Source organism: Amycolatopsis sp. NPDC033938, from assembly GCF_055575975.1.
Map to the genome: position 1 here is coordinate 287,451 of NZ_JBVIRO010000002.1, position 26,069 is coordinate 313,519.

The following is a 26,069-nucleotide window of genomic DNA, read 5'->3' on the forward strand; positions in this document are numbered from 1 at the left end:
CCACTCACGACCCGCTGTACCGACGCCTCACCGCCCGGTCGCATTCTTGACGGACCCCCGTTGATCGTTATTCTCGGCTGAAACGGTCAAACGAACAGGCGGAGCGATGCGAGAGCTGGGTGGCGACCGGCGCCGGAGGATTCTGGCGGCCGTCGAAGCGCGCGGAGAGGCGCGGGTGGCCGATCTCGCCGCCGAACTCGAGGTCTCCGTGGTCACGGTGCGCCGTGACGTCGAAGAACTCGCGCGCGAGGGCAGGCTCCGGCGCGGGCACGGTGTGGCGAAGGCGCTGGTGCCGCATGTCGTGGCGAAACCGGCGCGTGAGGACGGCGGCGGCGCGGTCGCGCTGGTGGTCCCGGAGCGGCATGCGTACCTGAACGAGGCCGTGCACGGCGCGAGGTCCGCGCTCGAAGAGGCCGGGATGCGGGTGGTCCTGCACATCGCGCCCCGGATCGAAGGCGGCGCCGAACATTCGATCGTCGAGCGGGTGCTGGCGGACGACGTGCGCGGCCTGCTGATCGCGCCCCGCTGGCTCACCGTCGAAGCGGAAGAGGCGGACTACGGCTGGATCGCGGAAATGCCGGTACCCACCGTGGTGATGGAGCGGCGGCCGCGCGCCGGCAGCGTCCTGCACGCGACGGATTCGGTCTGCACCGATCACTGGTACGGCGTCCACCTCGCGGTCGATCACCTCGTTTCCTTGGGACACAAGCGGATCGTCCTCGCTGCCCGCGACGACAGCCCGACCGCGCGCGCCTTGCGGACCGCGTTCGCCGAGATCGCGGTCAGGCCGGAGATCGAAGAGAGCACCGTGATCCTCAGCGCTCCGGACGCCGGTCCAGGACATCCGGCGTCGCCGCGTGACGAGCGGGAACTCGCGGAACTCGTCGGCGACGGCGGGTTCACCGGCGCCGTCCTGCACGGGGACGTGGACGCGTTGATGCTCGTCGAGCGGCTGGCCGAAGCCGGTCTCCAGGTGCCGCAGGACTATTCGGTGGTGGCCTACGACGACGTCGTCGCGGCGCTCGGCAGCACTCCGCTCACCGCCGTCGCGCCGCCGAAAGCCGAGGTCGGGCGGGTGGCCGCCGAACAGTTGCTCCGCAGGCTGGCAGGCGGCGGCCGTCCTCAGCGCGTCCAGCTGATGCCGGAACTGAAGATCAGGGGCTCCACCAGGGCGATCTGATCGTTTGACCGTGTTAACCGAAACTATTGACCGTAAAACGCTCAGGCGATCAGAATGCGCTATCCGAATCGCAGGAGGCATCGATGCCTGGTCGACCGAGCCGACGGTCCGTTCTCGCCGCGAGTCTGGCGCTCCCACTCGGAGCGGCACTAGGGGCCTGTACGTCGACGGCGGCGCCCACACCGGCCTCGGGACGGGCGACCAGGATCGTCTTCTGGTCCGCGCTGCGCGGCAGCCAGCAGGTCGTCGACGCGTTCAACAAGGCGCAGAACCGCATCCAGGTCGTCTTCCAGCAGATCCCGTCGGCCGATTTCGGCGGCTACGCGAAATTGAGCAACGCCGCCCGCGCCGGTAACGCGCCCGACGTCGCCACGATCGAATACCCGCAGGTGCCCGGCTTCGCGATCGATGGCGTGGCAAGGGATATCACCGATCTCGTCAGCGATTCCCTGCGCGCGAAGCTGCTGCCGCAGGCGCTGAATCTGACCACGTTCGCGGGCAGGGTGTTCACCGTTCCGCTCGACATCGAGCCGATGGTCCTGCACTACCGCAAGGACCTGTTCGACCAGTTCGGCTTCGCGGTGCCGCGCACTTGGGACGAATACGCGGCCTTGAGCCGCGAGATCCGCGAGAAACTGCCCGCCTCGCGGGTGGGTGTGTTCCCCACGGACGGCGCGACGCAGTTCGCCGCGTTCTCCTGGCAGGCCGGCGCCCAGTGGTTCGACACCCGTCAAGGCGCGTGGAACGTTTCGATCGCCGACGCGCCGACCCGCAAGGTCGCGGACTTCTGGCAACGCCTGGTCGAAGGTGGCGACGTATTCATCAACGCCGCCTCCGGCAGGCAGTACGACGCCCAGCTCGCCCAGAACCTGGTGCTCACCAAGCTCAGCGGTGCCTGGGACGCGGGTGCTCAGATGAAGTCACGGCCCGGCCAAAAAGGAAAGTGGCGGATCGCGCCGATGCCCCAGTGGGATCCGGCGAACCCGGCCGTCGGCACGCATGGTGGTTCGACGTTCGCCGTCACCAAGGACAGTCAGCATCCCGAAGCCGCCATGGAATTCATCGAATGGCAGGTCTCGCATCCCGACGCCCTGCGCGCCAGGCTCTCCAGCGGCGCCAGCAGCCAGTACCCGGTGGCGCCCGCGCTCGTCGACGTCGGCAGGCAGGCCTTCGACCGCGCCTACTACGGCGGCCAGGACATCTACAGCCTGTTCTCCGAGGAAGCAGGCAAGGTTCGCAACGGCTGGACCTGGGGGCCTCGGATGTCCGCGACGAACCGGGTCATGCAGGACGGTTTCGCGAAGGTGGCAGGCGGCGACAGGACGATCCTCGACGCCGTCCGCGACGCGCACGACGGCACGATGCCGGACCTCAAGGCACTCGGCCTTGCCATCACCGAACTCAGTTCCTGAACCGCCGAAAGAGAAAGGTGGTGCCCCCTCGATGACCGCGACCCTGTCCCCACCAGTCGCGCGGCCGCCCGCGAAGAACGGGCCACGCGTGAGATCGCGACGCCGCGAGCATTTCGCCGCCGGTGTGCTGATGACACCGTTCTTCGCCCTCCTCGTGACGATCTTCCTGATCCCGGTCGGCACCGCCGTCTGGCTGAGCTTCTTCGGTGACGACCAGCCAGGACTCGGTTTCGGCCCGGAGGCCACGGTGTTCGCCGGGTTCCGCAGCTACGCCGCCGTCCTGTCCGATCCGACGTTCCTCAGCGGACTCGGCGTGGTCGCCCTGTACTGCTTGATCTACATCCCGCTACTGGTCCTCGGCTCGCTCGTGCTGGCGCTGCTGCTGGATTCCGGCGCGGCACGGCTGCGCGCGTCGGCGCAGCTCGCCTTGTTCATGCCGCACGCCATCCCCGGCATCATCGCCGCGCTGATCTGGGTCTACCTCTACACACCGGGACTCAGCCCGGTGGTGGAGCTCTTGGGCAAGGCCGACATCGAGGTGAACTTCCTCGGGGTGCACGGTGTCCTCCCGTCGATCGTGAACATCGCGCTGTGGAGCAACCTCGGCTACTACATGGTGGTCTTCTACGCCGCGCTGCAGGCGATCCCGCGTGAGGTGATCGAGGCCGCGGTGGTGGACGGCGCCGGTCCGGTCCGGACCGCGGTGCGCATCAAGGCGCCGCTCATCCGGTCTTCGGTGGTCATGGTCGTGCTGTTCGCCCTGATCTGGGCACTGCAGCTGTTCACCGAACCGATGCTGCTCAGTCAGTCGACGCCGATGGTCGGTGCCCGCTTCTCGCCGAGCATGTACATCTACGACGCGGCCTTCACCCGCAACAACTACGGGCTCGCCGCGGCGGCGTCGGTGATCCTTCTGGCCTGCACCATCGCGCTGTCCTACGGCGTGACGCGCTGGTCCAACCGAGACCGGGGAGAGAACAGCTGATGACCGCTCCCGCCTTGAGGCCGCGTCTGCTCGGCCGGTCGGCCGTCAACGTCGTCGTCGGTGTCTCCGTGCTGTACACCGTGCTGCCGATGTTGTGGCTGGTGCTCGCCGCGTCGAAGGATCGTGACGCGCTCTTCGGCAGTGATCTCTTTTCCGCCAAGGGTTTCTCGTTCCTGCAGAACGTGGGCGACCTGTTCGCGATGGACGGTGGGATCTACGGCCGCTGGTACGTCAACAGCCTGCTCTACGCCGTCGTCGGCGCCGCGGTCGGTTCGCTGGTGAGCATCGCCTGTGGATACGCCTTCGACAAATACCGGTTCCGGCACAAGGAGAAGCTCTTCGGCCTGGTGCTGGCCGCGGTGATGGTGCCGCAGACGGTGCTCGCGCTGCCGCTGTACCTGATGGCTTCGGAAGCGGGTGTGGTCAACACCTTCTGGGCGGTGTTCATCCCGGTGCTGTTCAACCCGTTCGGCGTGTACCTCGGCCGGATCTTCAGCCAGGGCTATGTACCCGACGAGGTGCTGGAAGCCGCGCGGATCGACGGCGCGAGCGAGCTGAAGATGTACTGGACGGTCGCCCTGCGCATGCTGGCGCCCGGCGTGGTCACCGTCTTCCTGTTCCAGCTCACCGCGATCTGGAACAACTTCTTCCTGCCGATGGTCATGCTTTCCGACCAGAAGCTGTACCCGGTCAGCCTCGGTCTCTATTCCTGGAACAGTTCCGCGTCGGTCTCGCCCGAGTACTATCCGGTGGTGATCATGGGTTCTCTGCTCGCTGTCGTCCCGCTCGTCGTCGCTTTCGCGATGCTGCAACGGTTCTGGCGATCCGGGCTGACCGCGGGGGCGGTCAAGTGAGGGTTCGCGCCGCGCTGGCGATGAGCAAGGAGGCCGCGGCCGCCGTGCTCACCCCCGCACCCTTGGCCGAACTGGGCCGGGTCTGCGACCTCGTCGCGGATCCGGTGCTCGACGACTTCACCACCCCCGAAGCGCTCGACGTGCTGCGGGACGTCGAGGTACTGGTCACCGGCTGGGGCTGCCCGCCGCTCGACGCCGCCGCGCTGGCGGCCGCACCACGGCTGCGCGCGGTCGTCCACACCGCCGGATCCGTGCACGGGCACGTCACCGGCGATTGCTGGGACCGGGGGATCGAAGTGTCGTCCGCGGCGTCGGCCAACGCGCTCCCGGTGGCCGAGTACACGGTGTCGATGATCCTCCTGACCGGCAAACGCGTCTTCGAAAGCGCCCGTGACTACCGGAGGACCCGAGAGCGGAAAGACTGGCTTTCGACTCCGGCCGACGTCGGGAATTTCGGCCGTACCGTGGGGATCCTGTCGGCGTCGCTGATCGGGCGCCGGGTGATCGACCTGCTGCGGCCGTTCGACCTCCGGATCCTGCTGCACGACCCCTACGTGACCGACGCGGACGCGGCGGCGCTCGGCGTGGAGCGGGTCGGGCTCGCCGAGCTGTTCGCGCGCGGCGACGTCGTCAGCGTGCACACCCCGCTCCTGCCCGAGACCCGTGGCCTGGTGAGCCGGGAGCTGCTCACCGCGATGCGCCCCGACGCCGTCCTGATCAACACCGCGCGCGGGGCGGTCGTCGACCAGGACGCGCTCGCCGACGTCACCGCCGACGGCCGGATCAGGGCCGTCCTCGACGTCACCGATCCCGAGGTGCTGCCGAGCGACCATCCTTTGTGGACCATCGAGAACGTCTTGATCACCCCGCATCTGGCCGGATCGCAGGGCAACGAATGGCGGCGGCTGGCCGATCTCGCCGTCGCCGAGGTCGCACGCTGGGCTTCGGGTGCGGGCTTCGCCCATCCGGTCAAGCGCGAAAGGCTCGGAAGGATCGCATGAAGGTCCCCGCTGAGGACAGGGAACTGAGCCCGCACACCGGGTACACGCGGCGGCACTGGGAGGCGGTCGCGGACGGTCTGCTCGACGCGGCCTGGCGCTGGACGAGCCCTGGTGGCGCGTTCCTCGACCTGCCGGGCAGGCCGTCGGGCAGCGGTGTCCGCTCGGACGGGCTGGAGGGTTACGCGCGTACCTTCCTCGCCGCGGCGTTCCGGGTGGCCGGTGCCAAGGGCGACGATCCGCACGGCTGGCTCGGCCGGTACGCCGAGGGGATCGCCGCGGGTACCCGCGAACCCGGCCGCGAGGACGCCGAATCGTGGCCGCTCATCCTGGACCACGACGTCCAGGGACAGCCGATGGTGGAATCCGCGTCAGTCGCCCTGGGGCTGCGACTGACCAGGGAATGGCTGTGGGACCGGCTCGACTCGGGCGTCCAGGACCGCGTCGAACACTGGCTGCGGGGCGCGCTGCGGCAGGTGCCCGCGCCGAACAACTGGTACCTCTTCCCGTACGCGGTCGCGGGTTTCCTGGAGGCGGTCGGGCGAGGTGACGCCGAAACCGCCCGTGCCCGCGAACGGGCGCTGGCCCTGCTGGAGACCTGGTATCGCGGCGACGGCTGGTACGCGGACGGTGACGGCCGCGCGTTCGATCAGTACAACGGCTGGGCCTTGCATCTGTATCCGGTGCTCGACGGGTATCTGGCGGGGGAGACGTCGGTCCACGGGCAACGGCTGCGTGAACATCTGGAGGGTTTCCGGCTGCTCTTCGGCGGTGACGGCGGGCCTGTCTACTTCGGACGGTCGATGGTCTACCGGTTCGCCGCGACCTCGGCGATCGGCCTCGGGGCGCTCACCGGGCATACGCCGCTCGATCCCGGTGTCTCGCGGCGCCTGATGAGCGGGACGCTGAAGTACTTCCTCGATCGTGGTTCGGTGGGTGAAGACGGGCTGCTGAGCCTCGGCTGGCACGGTCCGCACGACGCGTCGTTGCAGCACTACTCGGGGCCGGGCTCCCCGTATTGGGCGTCGAAGGCGTTCGTCTGCCTGCTGGCTCCGCCGCACGATCCTTTGTGGACAGATGTCGAGGGCAGGGCGCCGAGCGAGGGGCCGGATACGGTGCTGGCCGTACCGTCCGCCGGTTTTCTGGTGCAGACGACGCGAGCCGACGGGGTCGTCCGGCTGCACAACCACGGCAGCGATCACGTCCGCCCGTACGAACCGGACTCCGCCGAGGGCGAAGACCCGCTGTACGCGCGGCACGCCTACTCGACCAGGACGGGGCCGACGGCGGCGGGCAATGTCCGGGACAACCATTTCGCCGTCGTCCTCGGCGGCGTGCGGAGTGCCCGGCGCCGGATCCAGCCGCTCGGGGCCGGGAACGGGGACGGCTGGGGGTGGGCGGCGTCGTGGCACAAGCCGGTCTTCGTATCCGGGCCGCCGATGGTCCCCGGCCTGCGGGTCGAGAGCGTGACGGTCGCGCGAGGCCGGTACGAACTGCGGGCGCACCGCGTGCTCGGCTCGCCGCCCGGGGCCAAGGTCGAACTCACCGGCTGGGCCACCGACCCTGGCGAGTCGGTGCTGCGACCGCTGCACGGCTGGACCGGGCACGACGAACTCCGCGCGCCACAGGGCACGGCGTTCACCCGGTGGGCCGTGGTCCCGCGGCTGACCGCGGAGGTCGAAGGCACCGGGATCTACCTCGCCCTCGCGTCTCTTTCCGCCGAACCGCCGGAGGACGTCGAGGTCGTCACCGGACCGGCCGGTTTCGAGGTCCGTTGGCCCGACGCCTTCGTCACCCGGGTCACCTTCGACCCGATCGAGGTGACCAGTCCCTCACTTGACACCGTGAGAAAGCGCTTTCAAGATTGAGCGGCACCGGTCGAGGGAGGGTATGTGAACCGACGGTTCGCCGTGAGCACACTGGGTATGCCCGGTGTGCCCGTGGCCGTGGCGGCCGAGGTCGCCGCCGCCAACGGCTGTCACGGGCTCGAACTGCGGGCACATCCCGACGAAGCCGTCCATAGTGGACTTTCCGAACGCGGAACGGCGCAGGTGCGGGCGCTGATCGCCGACGCCGGCCTGGAAGTGGCCTGCGTGGCCGGATACGCGAAGGTATGCGCTCCTGGCCCGGACGAGCCGGTGATCGCCGAATTGCGTGCGCTGATCAACCTCGCGCACGGTCTCGGTGCCCCTTCCATCCGGGTCTTCCCCGGCGGCGACGGCCCTTCGCACGACCGGATCGCCGCGGTGCTGGAGGAACTGGCCTCCGCCGGCGTTCGCCTGCTGGTCGAGACCCACGACTCCCATCCGACCGGCAAGGCCGCGATGGGGCTGGTCGAACCGTTCGGCGACCCCGCCCGCGTCGCGGTGCTGTGGGACGCGCTGCATCCGTGGCGTTCCGGCGAGACACCCGCCGAGACCCGGGCGGCGCTCGGCGATCATCTCGGATATTTCCAGGTCAAGGACGCCGTCTCGGCCGTGGACACGACACCCGTCCCGCCGGGGGAAGGCGCGGTCCCGCTCGGCGAATGCGCCCGACTGCTGCGGGATTGGGCGGGCTGGATCTCCCTGGAATGGGAGAAGGCGTGGTACCCGGACATCGCGCCGGTGGTCGCGCCGTTACGCGCGGCCGCCACCTGGTTCTTGAGTCTCGATAGTGAGAAAGCGCTTTCAAAGGAGAACGGATGACCACGCGGACACTCGGCGTCTTGATGAACGGCGTCACCGGGCGGATGGGCTACCGTCAGCATCTGGTGCGCTCGGTCCTGGCGATCAACGAGGCGGGCGGCGTCGAACTGTCCGACGGGTCACGGGTCCGGCTGGAGCCGGTACTGGTGGGCCGCAACGCGGACAAGCTCGAAGAGATCGCCACGCGGCACGGGCTGACTCGCTGGACCACGGACCTCGACGCGGCACTCGGCGACGACGACCTCCCGCTCTACTTCGACGCGCAGCTGACCGCCGTCCGGGAGAAGTCGATCGTCCGCGCCATCGACGCGGGCAAGCACATCTACACCGAGAAGCCGGTCGCGGAATCGGTCGAAGGCGCGCTCGCCTTGGCGCGGCACGCGGAGGCGGCCGGGGTCAAGAACGGCGTCGTCCACGACAAGCTGTACCTGCCCGGTCTGCTCAAGCTGAAGCGGCTGCTCGACAGCGGCTTCTTCGGCCAGGTGCTCTCCGTGCGCGGCGAGTTCGGGTACTGGGTCTTCGAGGGTGACTGGCAGAGCGCGCAGCGTCCGAGCTGGAACTACCGCGCCGAAGACGGCGGCGGCATCGTCGTCGACATGTTCTGCCACTGGAACTACGTGCTGGAGAACCTCTTCGGCGCCGTCAACGCCGTGACCGCGAAGGCCGTCACCCACATCCCGGAGCGCGTCGACGAGAAGGGGGAGCGGTACACGGCCACCGCCGACGACGCGGCGTACGCGATCTTCGAGCTCGAAGGCGGCGTCATCGCCCAGCTCAACTCGTCCTGGTGCGTGCGGGTCCACCGCGACGAACTGGTGGAGTTCCAGGTCGACGGCACACGCGGGAGCGCGGTCGCGGGACTGCACCGGTGCGTCATCCAGCCGAGGGAGGCCACGCCGAAGCCGGTGTGGAACCCCGACCTTGCCGAGACCCAGTCGTACCGCTCCCAGTGGCAGGAGGTGCCGGACAACGAGGAGTTCGGCAACGGCTTCCGCGCCCAGTGGGAGCAGTTCATCCGGCACGTCGTCGAGGACGCGCCGCATCCCTACGACTTCATGGCGGGCGTACGCGGCATCCGGCTCGCGGAGGCAGGCCTCGAGTCGTCACGGGAGAACCGCCGGGTCTCGCTGGCCGGTTCGTGAGTGGCGTTTCGAACGTGCGGCACTGTGTGGATTTTGTTTCATCTAACGCATCAAAATCCACACAGTGAATCGCGCTCTCGCCGAACCGGCACTTTGCCTTACCTGCCTAGCGTCCGAAGACCGCTCCCGGGTCTTCGGCGATCAGCACCGAGATCTCCCGGATCTTCCGGTTCGTGTGCTGTGACGCCTCCGTGAGCCACCGGAACGCCTCGTCGGCGTTCAGCTCCAGACGCGCCATCACGATGCCCTTCGCGGTGGCGATGGCGTCCCTGGTCTCCAGCGCGGCGACCAGGGTCGCCGCCTGCTTTTCGGCGGCGGCCCAGCGGGACGCGGTCAGGATGATCGCCGAGATCGCCGAGGTGAACATCGCGATCAGCGCCGACTCGACCGGGTCGAAGGCGTTCTCGGTGTAGCTCCAGACGTTGAGCGCGCCCGCCAGCGGCTCGGTTTCGCGCCGCCGGTAGCCGTGGCCGTCGTCGGGGAGGAACAACGGGCAGGCCAGCGCGGTCCGGACACCGAGTTGCTCGGCCGCGGCCGCGAAATCGGGCCAGCGGACGGCCGCGGTCTCCAGCCGGGTCCGGACGATCGTCCCGGTTTCGGCCGCGGTCAGGCACGGCCCCTCGTCCGCGCTGTACTGGGTCTTGTCCAAGGGAAGCAGGGAATCGTCGGTGGCGGCGACGGTGCTCGGTTCGTTGTCCTCGTAGAGCGTGACGGTGGCCGCGTCCGCTTGGGGCAGTAGACCGACCACTTTCTTCGCCACCCGCACCAGCAGCTCGTCGCGGGACTCGTCGAGCCGGATCGACTCGGTGAGCTCTCGCAACGCCGAGGTGGTGTCGCGAAACTGATCCATCATGTCCCTTCCCCCTGGCCGGCCTGGTTGCGCCGGCCTTCCGAACTTACTCGGTCCGGGTGCGGGGGCATTGCACGATTCGGCCTAACCATGGGCCGGTGGCCGCCCGGCTCACTGGTCAACAGGCCCTCGCCGTGGGAAAGCCCGGGAAGTTGCCGTTCGAACCGGGTGACCTGTCCGGTCGGGAGGGTGCCGGTCAATTCGGCCCGGTTGCCGCGGAGCACCGAACCGGTGACGACGCCGCCGAGTTCGATCAGCCGGGACAGTGTCGCGTTCACCACATCGGCGGGCAGCTCCAGTTCGACGCGGCTGATCGGTTCCAGCACCTCGGTCCCCGCCTCCGCCAGTGCCTCCCGTAACGCGAGCGGAGCGACCTTGCGGAAGTCGCCCGCCGCGCTGACCGGGCTGAAGTAGCCGGTGCGGGTCACGGTCACCGCGCAGTCGACGACCTCCCAGCCGGACGGCCCGTGCCGCAGTGCCGCCTCGACCGTCTCCTCGATGGCCTTGTGGAAGGCGAGGGGGAGGGAGCCGAGTTCGACGTCGAGGCCGAAGGTCAGTCCCGAACCGGGAGCGCCGGGTTCCACACGGAGGCCGAGCGTCGCGAAGTACGGGTTCCGCGGCTCGGTGATCTCCCACAGCGAGGATCCGGTGCCGATCGGCCGCTCGACACAGATCGTCCGCGTGGCGGCGAACCCGACGTCGAGACCGTGCTGTCCGGCGAGTGTCTCCGCGATGATCTCCTTCTGCACCTCGCCGTAGAGCCGTACGGAGATCTGGCGTGTCTCGTCGTCCTGCCGGACGGAGATCAGCGGATCCTGTTCCGCCAGTTCTTGCAGGGCGGCGAAGACCGAAGGCGTTTCCCCGAGCCGCGCGGGAACGACCACGGTCTCCAACGCGGGCGGCGGGAACTGGGCCGCGGCCCCTTCGGCGTCGAAGACACCGACCTGGTCGCCGATCCGGATCTCCTTGAGGCCGGTGACCTTGGCGATCCGCCCGGCCCCGGCGCGGGCCTCCACGGTGCCGTCGCCGACCTCGAAGACGCGCACCGCGCTCACCTTCGCCTCCGTCGTGATGACCCCGCCGGGGCCCCGGCGATGGAACCGGACGACGTCCCGCGCGCCGATCTCGCCGGAGAACACACGGAGGTAGGCGATCTTCTCGTGGGCGCGGCCGCGTTCGATTTTGAACACCGTGGCCCGCAGCCGGTCGTCGATCGCGGGTTTCGCCGTCCCCGCGAGGAATTCGCGGATGCCGTCGGTCAGTTCGGCGATCCCCTCGCCGCTGTGCGCGGATCCGAAGAAGACCGGGGAGACGACGCCGCGCCGGGTCTGACGGACGACTTCGGCCCGGTAATCCCGGGCGGTCGGCATCCCGTCGAGGTACGCGGAGAGGAAGTCGTCGCTGTGCTCGGCCAGCGTTTCGGCGAGCCCTGCCGACGGTGAGACCGGTCGCGACCGGACCCTCGCGGCCGCCGTGCCGAGGTCGTCGACGTCGGACATCGGCACGCACGCGACGCCGAGGCGTTCGGTGAGGTCGGCGAGGAGCCCGTCGTAGCGGGCACCGGCGCGGTCGATCTTGTTGGCGAAGATCACCACGGGGAGCCGCAGCCGGGCGAGGGCGCGCATGAGTACCCGGGTCTGCGCCTGTACTCCCTCGACGGCGGAAACGACGAGGACGACGGCGTCGAGCACCCGCAGCGCGCGCTCGACCTCGGCGATGAAGTCCGGGTGCCCGGGGGTGTCGATCAGGTTGACCCGCAGGTCACCGACGCGGAAGGCGACGACGGCCGAGCGGATGGTGATGCCGCGGCGGCGTTCCAGCTCCATCGTGTCGGTGCGCGTGTCCCCGGCGTCGACGCGGCCGAGGGTGCCGATGGCCCCGGTGTGATGGAGCAGGCGCTCCGTCAGGCTCGTCTTACCGGCGTCGACATGGGCGAGAATTCCGATGTTCAGGTGTTCCATGGATGAACGGCTCCAGGGCTGTCGAAAGGTCCGTACGACTCGGGGACTCGACAGCGCACCGCACGCGGTTCTCCTTCTCTCGGAAACACCTGGCCGGGCCGGACGTTAGCAGCGTGTTTCCGGCCGGTCACGCGATTTACCGACGGAGCGTTGACTTGGCGCGGCCCATGAGCTGTAATTCTCGAACAAATTAGTGCAAGAACCTGACAAGAGTCAGGAAGATCCGCTCAGCTCTCCCTCCCTTCCCCGGATCAGAGGAATGCCATGAGCACGAAGCGCCTTCTGTCGCGCGCGGTGACGTACGCCGCCCTGTCCCTTCTCCTGGCCCCACCCGCCATCGCGGCGAGCGAAGCTCCAGCCACCGTCGCGACCACTGCCGCGGTTGAAACCGCCTCGGCGACCTACACCGCCAGTAGCCAGCTCGCCGGATATCCCGTCTCGAACGTCGGTGACGGGAATCAGGCCACCTATTGGGAGAGCACGAACAACCAGTTCCCGCAGTGGATCCAGGCCGATCTGGGCGCGGCGACGAACCTCGCCAGGCTCGTGCTCAAACTGCCCGCGAACTGGGAAGCCCGCACCCAGACCATCGCGGTGCAGGGCAGCGCGAACGGCACGGCCTTCACCGATCTCGTGCCCTCGGCCGGCTACCGGTTCGACCCGGCGGCCGGCAACACGGTCAACGTCGACCTCACCGGGAACACCCGCTTCGTGCGGTTGAACATCACCGCCAACACCGGCTGGCCCGCCGCCCAGCTCGCGGAGTTCGAGGTGCACGGCCCGGCCGGTGGGGACACGCAACCGCCGTCCGCGCCCGGGAATCTCGCCTACACCGAGCCGTCGAGCGGCAAGATCCGGCTCACCTGGACGGCGTCGACCGACAACACCGGCGTCGCCGCCTATGACGTGTACGCCAATGGCCGGCTCCGCGGCAGCGTCGCCGGGGACGTGCTGACCTACACCGACGATCAGCCCGACAGCGCGACCGTCGCCTACGTCGTCCGTGCCCGCGACGCCGCCGGGAATTACTCGGCGAACAGCGGCACCGTGACCCGCCCCGGTACCCAGGCCGGCACGAATCTCGCGCTGGGCAAGCCGATCACGGCGTCCTCCGTCCAGCATTCCTACGTCGCGGCCAACGCCAACGACGACTCCGTGACCACCTATTGGGAAGGCTCGGCGTACCCGAACCTGCTGACCGTGGCGCTCGGCGCGGGTGCCGACCTCGACCGGGTCGTGGTGAAACTCAACCCGGATCCGGCCTGGAGCCGGCGGACGCAGACGATCGCCGTCGAAGGGCGTGACCAGGGTGCGGCGGACTTCACCACGCTGGTGCCCGCGCAGACGTACACCTTCACTCCGTCGAGCGGAAACACCGTCACCATCCCGGTCGGTGGCCGCGCCGCCGACGTCCGCCTGCGGATCACCACCAACTCCGGTGCGCCCGGTGGGCAGGCCGCGGAGTTCCAGGTCTTCGGTGTCCCCGCGCCGAACCCCGACCTGACAGTCTCCGGCGTGTCCTGGTCGCCGCGGAATCCGGTGGAGTCCGACGAGATCACGGTGTCGGCGACGGTCCGCAACGCCGGGACCGCGGCCTCGGGCGCGACGAACGTCAACCTCTACCTCGGTACGACGAAGGCCGGGACGGCGCAGGTCGGCGCCCTCGCGGCCGGGGCGTCGACGACGGTGTCGGCGAACATCGGCACCCGGGACGCGGGCAGCCACCAGGTCACCGCGAAGGTCGACGAGGCCAACGCCGTCATCGAACAGGACGAGAACAACAACTCCTACACCGCTTCGACGGCACTCGTCGTCAGCCCGGTGGCCAGTTCCGACCTCGTCGCGGCCACCGCCTGGTCGCCGAACAACCCCACAGCGGGTGACACGGTCACCTTCAGCGCGACGCTGCGCAATCAGGGCACGGTCGCCTCCTCGGGCGGGGCACACGACGTCACGGTGACGATCACCGACCAGAACGGTGCCGTCGTCAAGACGCTCACCGGCTCCTACACCGGGGAGATCGCGGCCGGTGCCACCGCCGCGCCGGTGAACGTCGGCACCTGGACCGCGGGCAACGGCCGGTACACGGTCAAGACCGTCGTGGCGAACGATGCCAACGAGCTGCCCGCCAAACAGGGCAACAACACGAGCACCCAGGCGCTGTTCGTCGGCCGCGGCGCGAACATGCCGTACGACATGTACGAGGCCGAAGACGGTGTGGTCGCGGGCGGCGCGTCCGTGATCGGCCCGAACCGGAAGATCGGCGACCTCGCGGGTGAGGCGTCGGGCCGCAAGGCCGTGACGCTGAACGCGACCGGCGGCTCGGTGGAGTTCACCACCCGCGCGGCGACGAACACCCTGGTGACCCGGTTCTCGATACCGGACGCCGCGGGCGGTGGCGGGCAGAACTCGACGCTGAACGTCTACGTCGACGGCACCTTCCTCAAGGCCATCGACCTGACCTCGCGCCACGCCTGGCTCTACGGTCCCGAAGCGTCCCCGCAGAACTCGCCGGGGGCCGGGCCGGCACGGCATGTCTACGACGAGGCCAGCATGCTGCTCGGCACCACCGTGCCCGCCGGGCACAAGATCAAGCTGCAGAAGGACGCGGCGAACGGTTCGACGTATGCGATCGACTTCGTGAACTTCGAACTGGCGACCGCGGCCGCGAACCCCGATCCGGCGCGTTACGCCGTCCCGGCCGGATTCAGCCAGCAGGACGTGCAGGCCGCGCTGGACAAGGTCCGGCAGGACCCGAACCTCACCGGTGTCTACCTGCCGCCGGGGCAATACCCGATGTCGAACAAGGTCACCGTGTACGGCAAGCCCATCACGATGATCGGCGCCGGGCCGTGGTTCACCAGGTTCACCGCGCCGTCCGGGCAGGAGAACACCGACATCGGGTTCGACGCGCAGGCGAGCGCGAGCGGGTCGACGTTCGGTGGGTTCTCCGTGTTCGGGAACTACACCTCGCGTATCGACGGTCCGGGGAAGGTCTTCAACTTCACGAACGTCTCGAACATGACCATCGACAACATCTGGGTGGAGCACCAGATGTGCCTGCTCTGGGCGACCAATGTGGACAACACCACGGTGAAGAACACGCGGATCCGCGACACCTTCGCCGACGGGGTCAACTTCACCAACGGCAGCACCGGGAACCGGATTACCAACAACGAGGCCCGCTCCACCGGTGACGACAGTTTCGCGCTGTTCACCGCCACGGACATCAACCAGGGCAACCAGTACGACAACGTGTTCGAGAACCTGACCGTGCTGCTTCCGTGGCGTGCGGCCGGACTGGCGGTGTACGGCGGGTACGACAACACCTTCCGGAACCTCTACATCGCGGACACGCTGACGTACTCGGGGATCACGATCAGCTCGCTGGACTTCGGCTATCCGTTCCTCGGGTTCGGTCCGCGGCCGACGACCGTCCAGAACGTCTCGCTGGTCCGTACCGGTGGTCATTTCTGGGGGCAGCAGACGTTCCCGGCGATCTGGATGTTCTCCGCCTCCAAGGAGTTCCGTGGTATCCGGGTGTCCGATGTGGACATCCAGAGCCCGACGTACAGCGGCATCATGTTCCAGACCAAGTACACCGGCGATCGTGCGGAGTTCCCGGTCGAGGACACGGTGCTGACGAACGTGTCGATCACCGGCGCGCAGCGCAGCGGTGACGAGTTCGACGCCAAGTCGGGGATCGGGATCTGGGCCAACGAGCTGCCGGAACCCGGTCAGGGTCCGGCCGTCGGCTCGGCGACGTTCACGGGGCTGACCCTGAGCGACAACGCCGAGGACATCCGCAACAAGACGACCACGTTCACCATCAACCGCAACTGAGTGCCCCGCGGTAGTCCTCTGAGTGCCGCGCAAGTGCCGCACTCAGAGGACGAAACGCGGCGTTGCTGAAGTGCGGAATCCGTGCTTCACTCTTTGCGTGCCGTACCGACGTACCCCGAAGACACAGGCCAGGCTGGATTCCCAGCGCGGGGAGATCCTGGCCGCCGCCATCGCGTTGCTGGCCGAGACCGGCTACGCGGGGTGCTCCATGGCCGCGGTCGCCGCGCGGGCGGGCGTCGGCACCGGCAGCGTCTACCGGCAGTTCCCGTCCAAGGCCGATCTGGTCGTCGAGGTCTTCCGTGAAGTGGTCTCCCGGGAGGTCACCGCCGTCGAGGCCGCCGCGTCCCGAGGCGACGTCCGGGAGCGGGTCGTCGCGGTGATCGAGACGTTCGCCGGCCGGGCGTTGAAGGCGCCGAGGCTGGCGTACGCGTTGCTCGCCGAGCCCGTCGACGCCGTGGTGGAGGCCGAACGGCTGGTGTTCCGCCGCGCGTTCCGCGAGGTCATCGCCAGGAACATCGCCGACGGCGTCGCCAGGGGATTGCTGCCATCGCAGGACGCGGAGGCGACCGCCGCGGCGCTGGTCGGCGCGGGCGCCGAAATGCTGGTCGGCCCGCTGGCAGGCGACGGCGGTCCGGACACGATCCCGCACCTGGTCACCTTCACCCTCCGTGCGCTGGGAGGCTCCGATGGCGTTTGAGACGCTCACTTATCGCGTCGAAGACCGAAAGGCCTACCTGACGTTGAACCGCCCCGAGCGGCTCAACGCGATCAACGACGTCATGCCCGGCGAGATCCGCCAAGCCGTGGAGCGGGCGAACGAGGACGACGCGGTCCGGGTCATCGTGGTGCGCGGCGAGGGCCGGTCGTTCTGCGCCGGATACGACCTCAAGCAGTTCGCCGAGGGAGACCGCGAAGGCCGCTGGAATCAAGGCCCGGTCTGGGATCCGGTCAAGGACTACCGGGTGATGAAGCGCAACACCGACGACTTCTTCAGCCTGTGGCGGTCGCTGAAACCCACGATCTGCCAGGTGCAGGGACACGCGATCGCCGGCGGCAGCGACATCGCGCTCTCGTGCGACGTGCTGATCATGGCTTCCGACGCGCGTATCGGCTATCCGCCCGCACGGGTATGGGGGTGTCCGACGACCGCGATGTGGGTCTACCGCGTCGGTGCCCAGCGCGCGAAGCGGATGCTGCTCACCGGCGACACCATCGACGGCACCACCGCGGCGGACTGGGGGCTCGCGCTCGACGCGGTGGAACCCGATCGGCTCGAAGCCGCCGTCGAAGAACTCGCCGACCGGATGGCGGGCGTGCCGACGAACCAGCTGGTGATGCAGAAACTGATGATCAACCAGGCCTACGACAACATGGGCCTCTCCGGCACCCAGACCCTCGCGACCTTCTTCGACGGCGTCACCCGGCACACCCCGGAAGGCCGCTGGTTCCGCGAGTTCGCCGAACGCGACGGTTTCCACGAGGCGGTGGCCTACCGCGATTCCGGACAGGTCATCCCGGACGGCGGCGGACCGCTGCCGGACAGTACCGATTCGAGGAGGTCGTCATGACCGCGAACACCGAAAGCGAACGGGTCGCCGAACGCCTGCAACGTTCCTCCGCGCGGCTTTCCTACGACCCGGACATCGACGTCGACTGGCAGGCGCCGCTGGTCGAAGGCGCGTACGGCAAGGCTCCGGAACGCTGTTCCTTGTACGGCACCGAATTGTGGGAACGCCTCGACGAAGACCAGCGGGGCGAACTGAGCCGCCAGGAGGCCGCGGCCGCGGCGGCGTCGGGGATCTGGTTCGAGCTGATCCTGATGCAAGGCCTGGTACGGCACGTGTACAACAGCGACCCGACCACGCACAACGCCCAGTACGCGCTCACCGAGATCGCCGACGAATGCCGTCACAGCACCATGTTCGCCCGCTCGATCGCGAAGACCGGCGGCGTCGTCCGGCGCCCCAGCCGTTCGGCGCACCGGGCGGGCAAGGTGTTCGGCGCCCTCTGCGGCCCGGCGTTGCTGTTCGCCGGAGCCATCTACGTCGAAGAACTCGCCGACGGCATGCAGCGCGAGATGATGCGTGACTCCGACCTGCAACCGATGATCCGGATGATCTCGCGCATCCACGTCCTCGAAGAAGCCCGGCACATCAGCTTCGCCAAAGACGAACTGGGCAGGGCCTGGGCCCGCCACGGCCGTGTCGGCCGCGAGCTGATCCGATGGGCGATCGCCGCCATGGCCTATGTCGCGACGTCGGAGTTGTTGCATCCCAAGGCATACACCTCGGTCGGACTGGACCCCCGCGAAGCCCGCCAGGTCGCCGCCGTGAACCCGCACTGGCGCCGGACCAAGGCGACGTGGGCGGCCAAGGCCGTCGACCACTTCACCGAAATCGGCCTCATCGGCGGCCCCAGCCGTCGGCTGTGGCGCCGCGCAGGCGTCCTCGACTGAACGAAAAACCGGAAAGGTAACCCATGTCCGCACGTACCGGCCAGGTCCTCGGCCTCACCATCGCCGCGACCGGCCTCGCCCACTTCGCCGCCCCGGCCGCCTTCGAACCCGTTACGCGGATGGCGTTCGCGGACGACGTCCGTAACTGGACCTATCGCAACGGTGCCACCGAACTCGCCATCGGACTCGCGATCGCGGCCCGGCCCACGCGGAAGGCCGGTGCCGCGGGGCTGGCCGTCTACGCCGGATGGCTGGCCAGGCGGGTCCTTTCGCGGCGTTGAGGCCGTCGCGGTCAGGAAGATCCGTGAAGGCCTCCTTCCCTACTCTCAAGGTAGGGAAGGAGGCCTTCACGGACTTCGCGGGGAGAGGTCAGCCGGTGACGTCGAGGTGAGCCTTGGCCGGGGTGGGAGTGGGGGCCTTGCCGTCGGCGGTGGGCCTGTCGCCGGCGGGCTTCGTGGTGGTCGAGGTCGCCGGGACGCTCGGCTTGGCGGTGGTCGGCTTACCGTGGGTCGGCTTGCCGGAAGGCGGCTCGGTGGTCGAGCCGTCGCCGTCTCCGATGCCCGCGGCGCAGGTCACCGAGGCGAGGTCGAGCGTCTGGATTCCGTCGACACTGATCGACAGCGCGGTGACGGTGAACGAGCCGTCCTTGTGTTTGACCTGCTTGTTCAGCGTGACCGAGGCCAGCCCTTCGACGCCGACGGCGGTGTTCGGTGCGGCGGCGACGTCGAGCTTGGTGGCGCCGATGCTCGCCTTGGCGAGCGACGAGGTGCCCTTGCCGTTCTTGCACTCCGCTTCGATGGCCGACGCGCTGACCAGCGGTTTGCCCTGTTCGCCGATGAGCCCGCCGAGGTTCACGCTGACTTCCTTGATGCTGGCCTTGGCCCTGTCCTCGCTCGCCCGCGCGTTGAGCAGGTTGAGCTTGACCAGCTGCAGCGGCAGGGAGAATTCCGCGAGCGACTTCTGCTGGAAGCCGTCCGAGCCGTCGACTGCGGGGACCGGGTCGATCTTCAGCAGACCGGAGGCGGACAAGGCGAACGCCGAGCTGCCGTGGCCGGTGGCGCCTGCCGCGGGTGCGATGGCCGTGAGCGCCACCAGACTGAGGGTGACTCCGCCGACGAGAGCTTTTCTGGTGAACAAATCATTACCCTTTCAAGAATTGTTCAGACGATGTTGACAATGGCGCCCAAGGGAACTTTCGCGAGCTCGTCGAGTGCCGCCTTCGGGACGCGGATACAGCCGTCGCTATTCGCTTGCCCGAGGAAACTGTCGTCCGGCCAGGTGTGGATGCCGACCGTGCCGGGACCACCGCCGAACGTCTCGTGTGATTCCGAATGCGCACTCAGCGGCAGGACTATCGGGCTGTACTTGTTCACGGTTTCTTCGATCGACGCCAAGAGGAATGCCCGGCCTCGCGGGGTCGGATATTCCGGTTTCCCGGTGCCGATCGTCCACTTGCCCAGTGCCTCGCCCGAACGCGTGAGCTCGAGTGAGAAGGCCGCCCGGTCGACGTTGATGGTGTAGTCGTTCTGGGCGGTTTCGACCTTGGCCGGGTCGAGGTGTATCCAGCCCGCGGAAGCGTTGGGCCTGGTCGGGAGCAGGATCTCCGCCCACGGGCCCTGTTCCGCGATCACCGGGACCCAGGTGGGGGAGCCGACCTGGATCGACGGGAGCTTGGCGACGGCCTTGCCGCCGATGCCCTGGTAGACGACGAGGTCGTCCTTGGGGTGCACGACCTTGCCGGTGGCCGCGCCGCCGGAGTCCTTGGCCGCGTCGGCGAGCGTGCCGAACGTGGTGGCCTCGGGCAGCTGGGTCAGATCCTCTTGACCGACCGCTGCCGGGGCCGGGAGCACCGGGTCGCTGCCGCAGCCCGCGGCCAGCAGAACGATCAGCGCGGCGAAACCGCGGATTCGCGCCCGGCGACGCTTTCGCGGCCGGGGGTAGGCGACATCACTGCTTTCCATACATCCCAATCCCTGAACGGTGAGAATTGACGAGCAGGCAAAGAAAGTGTGGCCTGATCAGGCGACGCGACGAGAGCGTAGCGCCATCGATATCCCGGTCCAACCCGGGGCGCGTAAAAATTGAAAGAAAGGTGTTTTTGTTATGCGTATACGAAAGCGCGGTGCGGAAATACGCACATCCGGCCGCTCATCGATCTTCTCGGGACGGGCCGGCTGCGACGGCGTCGAAGATGAGGGGGAGGAACGCCCGGTCGAGGCTGCCCGGTGGCAGCTCGCCGGGTTCGACGTAGCTCTGCGCCAGGCCACCTTCCCGGATGGCGATGAACAGCCTGGCGAGCTGGTTCAGATCGACGTCGGTCGTCCGGCCGGTCCTTTGGAGCAGCGCTTCCAGGACGCGGACGATCTCGGCGCGGATGCGGGCGTCGTGCTCGGCGAGCCGTGCCGCGGCTTCGGGGTCGCGGATGGCGTGGAGGGTGAACTCGGTGCTGACCAGGAACCAGCTCCGGTCCTCCTCGTCGGTGTGTGAGATCAGGACCGCGAGTTCTTCGAGCGTCCGTACTTCGAGATCGGCGGCGATCGCGGTCAGCCGGTCGATCTCCTTGGCCGCGTGCCGGTCGAAGAGGGCGAAGAACAGCTCGTTCTTGCTGGCGAAGTTGGAGTAGAAGGCGCCGTGGGTGTAGCCGGCCCGGCGGCAGATCTCCGGGATCGTCGCGGCGTGGAAGCCGAGTTCGGCGAAGGCGTCGAAGGCCGCGTCGAGCAGGCGGGCGAGCGTTTGCGGTCGCCGTTTGGTCGGTCCCTTCGGCACGGCGCCCTCCCTCTCGACTTGACAGCGGTGGCTGCGCCGCTCACGATACAACAACCAATCGGATTGGCCGACCAATCCTTTAGCGTCGACTCTGAACCGGAGATCCGCTCATGACCGAATTCGAACCCGATGTCATCGTGGTGGGCGCGGGCCTGGCCGGACTGGTCGCGACGCACGAACTCGCCCTGGCAGGCCGCCGGGTGCTGGTGCTCGACCAGGAGAACCGGGCCAATCTCGGTGGGCAGGCGTTCTGGTCGCTGGGCGGACTGTTCTTTGTGGACAGTCCCGAGCAGCGCAGGCTCGGTATCAAGGACTCCTACGAACTGGCGTTGCAGGACTGGCTCGGTTCGGCCGCCTTCGACCGGCTCGATGACGAAGACGTTTGGCCGAGGAAGTGGGCCGAGGCGTATGTGCGGTTCGCCACCACGGAAAAACGCCGGTACCTGAGGGATCTCGGCCTGCGCGTGCTGCCCGCGGTCGGCTGGGCCGAACGCGGCGACGGCAGCGCCGACGGGCACGGGAACTCGGTCCCTCGGTTCCATCTGACCTGGGGCACCGGCCCGGAGGTGGTGCGGGTGTTCGCCGAGCCGGTGCTGCGTGCCGAACAGCGCGGCCTCGTCAGGTTCGGCTTCCGGCATCAGGTCGACGAACTCCTCGTCGAGGACGGCCGCGTCACCGGCGTGCGCGGCACGCTGCTGGAGGAAAGCGACCAGCCGCGAGGCATCGCCTCGTCGCGACGGAAGACCGGTGAGTTCGAGAAGCGCGCCGCGGCCGTCGTGGTGACCTCCGGCGGCATCGGCCACAACCACGACCTCATGCGGGCGAACTGGCCGGCCGAGCGGGTCGGCCCGGCGCCGGAACACCTGATCAGCGGTGTACCCGCGCATGTGGACGGCCGGATGCTCGCGATCACCGAACAGGCGGGCGGCCGGGTCGTGAACCGCGACCGCATGTGGGCCTACGTCGAAGGCATCCACAACTGGGATCCGATCTGGCCCGACCACGCGATCCGGATTCTGCCCGGCCCGTCGTCACTGTGGTTCGACGCGAACGGCCGCCGGCTGCGGGGGATGTCCGGCGTCCCGGGCGCGGACTCGATCGGGAGCATGAAACAGATCCTGGCCACCGGATACGACTATTCGTGGTTCGTGCTCACCCAGTCGATCCTGGAGAAGGAGTTCATGTTGTCGGGCTCCGAACAGAACCCCGATGTCACCGGCAAGGACGTCAAGGAGCTGCTGCGCGCGAAGCTGGGCAAGGGCGCACCGGGCCCGGTCGAGAAGTTCGTCCGGCACGGCGAGGACTTCGTCGTCGCCAACGGTCTGGCCGACTTGGTCGCCGGGATGAACAAGATCACCCGCGGGCCCGAACTGGTCCTGGAGGACCTCGAACGGCAGATCGCGGCGCGGGATCGTGAGCTGGACAACCCGTTCGGCAAGGATCTCCAGCTGATGGCGATCCACAACGCCCGCCGCTCCCGTTCGGACCGGCTGGTCCGGGTCGCCAAACCGCACAAGATCCTCGACCCGGCACACGGTCCGCTGATCGCGGTCCGGCTCAACATTCTCTCCCGCAAGACACTCGGCGGGCTGGAGACCGATTTGGACAGTCGCGTCCTGCGGGCGGGCGGGGACCCGATGCCGGGGCTCTACGCGGCGGGCGAGGTCGCCGGCTTCGGCGGAGGCGGGGTGCACGGCCACAACGCGCTCGAAGGAACCTTCCTCGGCGGCTGCATTTTCTCCGGCAGGGCGGCGGGCCGCGCGCTCGCGAAGGCTTTGCCCTGACACATACCCGAGTTCTCAGCTGGTAGCGGTTTTCCGGGCCCTTTTGAACTCTTTCCCGGCTTTGGTGCCTCCGTCGACGAGGATGTCGACACCGGTCAGATAGCCGGGGGCTTCGCTCGCGCAGAACGCGAGAACGGCAGCGACCTCCTCGGGTTTGCCGAATCGTTTGATCGCGGCCGCCTTCACCAGTTCGCCGGCGCCGTGGTTCTCTTCGAGGCGTCCCATCGCGGTATCGAAGCTTCCCGGGGAGACGGATACGACCCGTGCACCGCGCGCGCCGAACTCGGCCGCGAGGAAACGGCTGTACCACTGGACGAAGTTCTTGCTGATCGCGTAGGCAAGTCCGGGCTTCAGCTTCCGGCCGGCGAATTTCGCGCGGCTGACGATCGCCTTCTCGAAGTCGTCGGGGCGTTGTTCGGCGAGGTGGAACGCGCGGAAGGGGACGAGGATCCTGGGAATACTGTGCCCGGCGGTCGAGGCCACGTTGACGAGTGCGTCGCCGTCGGCGGCTCGCGGGAGGAAGGCTCGTGCGATGGTGACGGTGCCGGTCGCGTTGATACGGGCCATGCGTTCGGCCGTACCCATATGCGGACTGACTCCGGCGGCGTGGACCACCGCGCGGACGTGACCACCGCCGGCCTCAGCGCGCTGGAACAGTCGCTCCACAGACGCCTTGTCGGTGATGTCGCAGACCACGCCGGTCGCTTCCACGTCGGCTTTGGTCAGCTCCCGCACCGCGTCGTCGAGGCGCGCCTGGTCGAGGTCCGCCAGCACGATCCGGTGGTCGCGGCCCATGAGCTTCGCCGTCGCCAGTCCCATACCGCCGGTCCCGCCGGTGATGATCGCGGCGGGTTGTGCAGTCGGCATGTTCGATCCTCGTCGTCGAGAGCGGAGTCCGGAATTGGGGGCATCCTTCCCCAGCTCCGCCATCGCCGCTCGCTCAGGGATCACCTTCGGACATGGGCTCGGCCCTCCCGTTGGCGTTGAGTGCGGTGTCGATGGTGTCCTCCAACTGCGCCCGCAGAACGGGGCAGTCTCGAATGGGGTCGTCGCGGGGACAGGTGAGCAGGTGCTCGAGGACCTGTTGCGCCGCACGGAGCCGCTCCATCTGGTGGTGCATCACGCGGATGGACTCGGTCACGACGTGCCTGGCCGCGCCGCCGGGCGGGTTGTCGGCGAGTGTGGCGGCGGTGTCCGCCAGGCTCATCATCCCGTCGTGGTGGAGCAGCTGGACGAGCGCGAGCCGGCGTAGCTCATCACGGCCGTACATGCGGACGGTCCCGCGTCGCCCGGCCGGATGCAGCAGACCGACCTGGTCGTAGTAGCGCAGCGCGGAGACCGCGATACCGAAGTACCGCGCTACCTCGCTGATCGAGTAGCGCACCACACGATGATCGCACGTTGCGCTCAAGTCCACTTGAGCGAGCACGGTGGACCCAGCGTGATCAGTGAGGAGAACACCGTGGAGCGATACGAGGTAGTGGTGGCCGGCGCCGGGCCGGTGGGGCTTTCGACAGCGTTGTTCCTGGCGGATCGGGGGATACGGGTGCTGGTGGTGGACAAGCGTGACCCGCTCGGCGGTCCACCGCGCGCCAGTACGACGATGCGGACCCTGGAGCTGTTCCGGGCCATCGGGCTGGGGCCGACGCTGGACCGCCTCGGCTGCGACGGCCCGCGGCCGATGCGGTCGATGGTCAAGGACAGCGCGGTCGGAACCGTCCTGCACCGGGCGGCCCCGCCGCCGGGCCACGCGGAACTGCTGGACGCCTGCAGCCCGGTGGATTCCCGCCACGCGATGACGCAGGACGAGGTGCAGCGAATCGCGCTGACGGAGTTGCTCCGCCGCGGCGGGCAGGTCCGGTTCGGCGCCGAGCTGGTCGAGTTCACCGCCGACGCCGAGGCCGTGCGCGCCAGGGTGACCGAGGCAGGCACCGGCCGCGAACACCAGGTGGTCACCAGCTATCTGATCGGGGCTGACGGTGCCCGCAGCCGAGTGCGCGCGTCACTCGGCATCGACCTGCCCGACCGGCGGGTCGACGCCAGGCTCAACACGGCCTTCTTCCGCGCCGACCTGCGAAGCCTGATGCCGGAGTCGGCAACGCACGCCTGTTTCATCCGCAACGAACAGGTCTACTGCACGCTGTTCGCGAAGGGCGAGGCCGGTGACCGCTGGTCATCGCACATCATGGACTATCCCGGCAAACCCGCCGAGCTCGCCCAGCTGTCGCCGGCGCGGACGCTGCGACTGCTGCGCGCGGCGATCGGCGACGACACGGTGCCGATCGACCTGATCGAGTGCAACGCCTGGGAGGCCGCGATCGGCATCGCCGCGGCGCTACGGCGCGACCGGGTGTTCCTGGTCGGGGACGCCGCCCACGTACAGAGCTCCGCCGGCGGGCTCGGCATGAACACCGGCATCCAGGACGGGCACAACCTCGCCTGGAAACTCGCCGCCGTGCTCCGCGGACAAGCCGGCGACACCCTCCTCGACAGCTACGAGCCCGAACGCCGGGCCGCCGCCGAGGCGTCCCTGGCGCTGTCCCGCCGCCTGCTCCGCGGATACCAGGCCCAGCAGGACACCAACCAGTTGTACGCGCAGGCGGCCACCGACTACCTGCGCGGCATGATGTTCTATCGCTACAGCTCCAACGCCGTGCTCACCGACGAGACCGCGACGCCCGACATCCTCGACAACCAGGCGATGCCCGGCTTTCGCCTCCCGCATCGATGGCTCACCGGCAGCGAACGCCGACTGTCCACACTCGACCTAGTCGGTGTGCGGTGGACCCTGCTGACCGGCCCGAACGGCACCGGCTGGCTCACCGCGAGCACAGACGACCTTCAGGTGCGGCAGATCACCGAGGCCATGGTCGACGGCGATCCCGCGGCCTTCACCGAGATGGCCGGCACCGACCCGGATGGCGCGCTCCTGGTTCGCCCCGACGGCTTCGTCGCCTGGCGGTCGCGCAGCCTTCCCGCCGATCCGAACGGCACCCTCCGCTCCGTCATGCGCACCCTGCTCGGACAAACCTGAGCGCGCCATCCAGCAGGTGGAATGGGAGCCGAGTTCGCGTTGGCGGGCTTCGCTTACTTGCCGCGGTGTAGCGACAGCCGATGGCTGGGGTGGCAGGAATTCATGCCACCCCAGCCAT

At 68.6% G+C, this 26,069-nt stretch carries 22 protein-coding genes; 15 read left to right on the plus strand and 7 right to left on the minus strand.

Annotated features, from left to right (window positions below):
- The first annotated feature begins 106 nt into the window (after positions 1–106).
- The 8 genes from ACZ5ZX_RS08085 to ACZ5ZX_RS08120 all read left to right on the plus strand — a co-directional run bounded on the left by ACZ5ZX_RS08085 (position 107) and on the right by ACZ5ZX_RS08120 (position 9,258).
- Complete coding sequence (locus ACZ5ZX_RS08085) at positions 107–1,180, plus strand: substrate-binding domain-containing protein (protein ID WP_465501275.1); 1,074 nt, start codon at positions 107–109, stop codon at positions 1,178–1,180.
- A gap of 83 nt (positions 1,181–1,263) precedes the next feature.
- A complete protein-coding gene (locus ACZ5ZX_RS08090) occupies positions 1,264–2,592 on the plus strand; it encodes an ABC transporter substrate-binding protein (RefSeq protein ID WP_465501276.1) in 1,329 nt (442 codons plus the stop codon).
- Between the two features lie 31 nt (positions 2,593–2,623).
- Positions 2,624–3,577 carry a carbohydrate ABC transporter permease gene (locus ACZ5ZX_RS08095; protein WP_465501277.1) on the plus strand — a complete coding sequence of 318 codons (954 nt, stop codon included), beginning with the start codon at positions 2,624–2,626 and terminating at the stop codon, positions 3,575–3,577.
- Positions 3,577–4,431, plus strand: coding sequence for a carbohydrate ABC transporter permease (locus ACZ5ZX_RS08100; protein ID WP_465501278.1), 855 nt, complete (start codon positions 3,577–3,579; stop codon positions 4,429–4,431). Before ACZ5ZX_RS08095 ends, ACZ5ZX_RS08100 begins: the two co-directional genes overlap by 1 nt.
- Positions 4,428–5,432 carry a hydroxyacid dehydrogenase gene (locus ACZ5ZX_RS08105; RefSeq protein WP_465501279.1) on the plus strand — a complete coding sequence of 335 codons (1,005 nt, stop codon included), beginning with the start codon at positions 4,428–4,430 and terminating at the stop codon, positions 5,430–5,432. The genes ACZ5ZX_RS08100 and ACZ5ZX_RS08105 overlap by 4 nt, the downstream gene beginning before the upstream one ends.
- Complete coding sequence (locus tag ACZ5ZX_RS08110; protein ID WP_465501280.1) at positions 5,429–7,297, plus strand: DUF2264 domain-containing protein; 1,869 nt, start codon at positions 5,429–5,431, stop codon at positions 7,295–7,297. The genes ACZ5ZX_RS08105 and ACZ5ZX_RS08110 overlap by 4 nt, the downstream gene beginning before the upstream one ends.
- Before the next feature lie 24 nt (positions 7,298–7,321).
- Complete coding sequence (locus tag ACZ5ZX_RS08115; RefSeq protein WP_465501281.1) at positions 7,322–8,116, plus strand: sugar phosphate isomerase/epimerase family protein; 795 nt, start codon at positions 7,322–7,324, stop codon at positions 8,114–8,116.
- Positions 8,113–9,258, plus strand: coding sequence for a Gfo/Idh/MocA family protein (locus ACZ5ZX_RS08120; protein ID WP_465501282.1), 1,146 nt, complete (start codon positions 8,113–8,115; stop codon positions 9,256–9,258). Before ACZ5ZX_RS08115 ends, ACZ5ZX_RS08120 begins: the two co-directional genes overlap by 4 nt.
- 106 nt (positions 9,259–9,364) lie before the next feature.
- Here the strand turns inward: ACZ5ZX_RS08120 and ACZ5ZX_RS08125 are convergent, their stop codons facing one another.
- Together ACZ5ZX_RS08125 and ACZ5ZX_RS08130 are read right to left on the minus strand one after the other, a co-directional pair.
- Positions 9,365–10,111 carry a GAF and ANTAR domain-containing protein gene (locus ACZ5ZX_RS08125; RefSeq protein WP_465501283.1) on the minus strand — a complete coding sequence of 249 codons (747 nt, stop codon included), beginning with the start codon at positions 10,109–10,111 and terminating at the stop codon, positions 9,365–9,367.
- Complete coding sequence (locus ACZ5ZX_RS08130) at positions 10,108–12,069, minus strand: GTP-binding protein (RefSeq protein ID WP_465501284.1); 1,962 nt, start codon at positions 12,067–12,069, stop codon at positions 10,108–10,110. Before ACZ5ZX_RS08130 ends, ACZ5ZX_RS08125 begins: the two co-directional genes overlap by 4 nt.
- Positions 12,070–12,333: 264 nt before the next feature.
- Between ACZ5ZX_RS08130 and ACZ5ZX_RS08135 the strand changes: the two genes are divergently transcribed.
- The 5 genes from ACZ5ZX_RS08135 to ACZ5ZX_RS08155 all read left to right on the plus strand — a co-directional run bounded on the left by ACZ5ZX_RS08135 (position 12,334) and on the right by ACZ5ZX_RS08155 (position 18,648).
- Entirely contained in the window at positions 12,334–15,912 is a 3,579-nt protein-coding gene (locus tag ACZ5ZX_RS08135; protein ID WP_465501285.1) for a CARDB domain-containing protein, read from the plus strand.
- A 97-nt stretch (positions 15,913–16,009) separates the two neighbouring features.
- A complete protein-coding gene (locus tag ACZ5ZX_RS08140) occupies positions 16,010–16,609 on the plus strand; it encodes a TetR/AcrR family transcriptional regulator (protein WP_465501286.1) in 600 nt (199 codons plus the stop codon).
- A complete protein-coding gene (locus ACZ5ZX_RS08145; RefSeq protein ID WP_465501287.1) occupies positions 16,599–17,480 on the plus strand; it encodes a crotonase/enoyl-CoA hydratase family protein in 882 nt (293 codons plus the stop codon). The genes ACZ5ZX_RS08140 and ACZ5ZX_RS08145 overlap by 11 nt, the downstream gene beginning before the upstream one ends.
- Positions 17,477–18,367, plus strand: a complete 891-nt coding sequence (locus ACZ5ZX_RS08150) for an AurF N-oxygenase family protein (RefSeq protein ID WP_465501288.1) — start codon at positions 17,477–17,479, stop codon at positions 18,365–18,367. The genes ACZ5ZX_RS08145 and ACZ5ZX_RS08150 overlap by 4 nt, the downstream gene beginning before the upstream one ends.
- Positions 18,368–18,390: 23 nt before the next feature.
- Positions 18,391–18,648 (plus strand): hypothetical protein, encoded by a 258-nt coding sequence (locus ACZ5ZX_RS08155; protein WP_465501289.1) that lies wholly within the window; start codon positions 18,391–18,393, stop codon positions 18,646–18,648.
- 88 nt (positions 18,649–18,736) lie between these two features.
- On the opposite strand, the gene ACZ5ZX_RS08160 is transcribed toward ACZ5ZX_RS08155, so the two are convergent.
- The 3 genes from ACZ5ZX_RS08160 to ACZ5ZX_RS08170 all read right to left on the minus strand — a co-directional run bounded on the left by ACZ5ZX_RS08160 (position 18,737) and on the right by ACZ5ZX_RS08170 (position 21,133).
- The gene (locus tag ACZ5ZX_RS08160) at positions 18,737–19,459 is read right to left on the minus strand and encodes a choice-of-anchor P family protein (RefSeq protein WP_465501290.1); all 723 of its coding nucleotides are present in this window, start codon (positions 19,457–19,459) and stop codon (positions 18,737–18,739) included.
- A gap of 68 nt (positions 19,460–19,527) precedes the next feature.
- Positions 19,528–20,328, minus strand: a complete 801-nt coding sequence (locus ACZ5ZX_RS08165) for a L,D-transpeptidase (protein WP_465501291.1) — start codon at positions 20,326–20,328, stop codon at positions 19,528–19,530.
- A gap of 187 nt (positions 20,329–20,515) precedes the next feature.
- Entirely contained in the window at positions 20,516–21,133 is a 618-nt protein-coding gene (locus tag ACZ5ZX_RS08170) for a TetR/AcrR family transcriptional regulator (protein WP_465501292.1), read from the minus strand.
- A gap of 110 nt (positions 21,134–21,243) precedes the next feature.
- Here ACZ5ZX_RS08170 and ACZ5ZX_RS08175 point away from each other — a divergent pair, with 110 nt between their 5' ends.
- Positions 21,244–22,917 (plus strand): FAD-binding dehydrogenase, encoded by a 1,674-nt coding sequence (locus ACZ5ZX_RS08175; protein WP_465501293.1) that lies wholly within the window; start codon positions 21,244–21,246, stop codon positions 22,915–22,917.
- A 15-nt stretch (positions 22,918–22,932) separates the two neighbouring features.
- Here the strand turns inward: ACZ5ZX_RS08175 and ACZ5ZX_RS08180 are convergent, their stop codons facing one another.
- Both ACZ5ZX_RS08180 and ACZ5ZX_RS08185 read right to left on the minus strand, forming a co-directional pair.
- Entirely contained in the window at positions 22,933–23,784 is an 852-nt protein-coding gene (locus ACZ5ZX_RS08180; RefSeq protein ID WP_465501294.1) for an SDR family NAD(P)-dependent oxidoreductase, read from the minus strand.
- 73 nt (positions 23,785–23,857) lie between these two features.
- Positions 23,858–24,301, minus strand: coding sequence for a MerR family transcriptional regulator (locus ACZ5ZX_RS08185; protein ID WP_465501295.1), 444 nt, complete (start codon positions 24,299–24,301; stop codon positions 23,858–23,860).
- A 78-nt stretch (positions 24,302–24,379) separates the two neighbouring features.
- Between ACZ5ZX_RS08185 and ACZ5ZX_RS08190 the strand changes: the two genes are divergently transcribed.
- Positions 24,380–25,951, plus strand: coding sequence for an FAD-dependent oxidoreductase (locus ACZ5ZX_RS08190; protein ID WP_465501296.1), 1,572 nt, complete (start codon positions 24,380–24,382; stop codon positions 25,949–25,951).
- Positions 25,952–26,069: the final 118 nt, after the last annotated feature.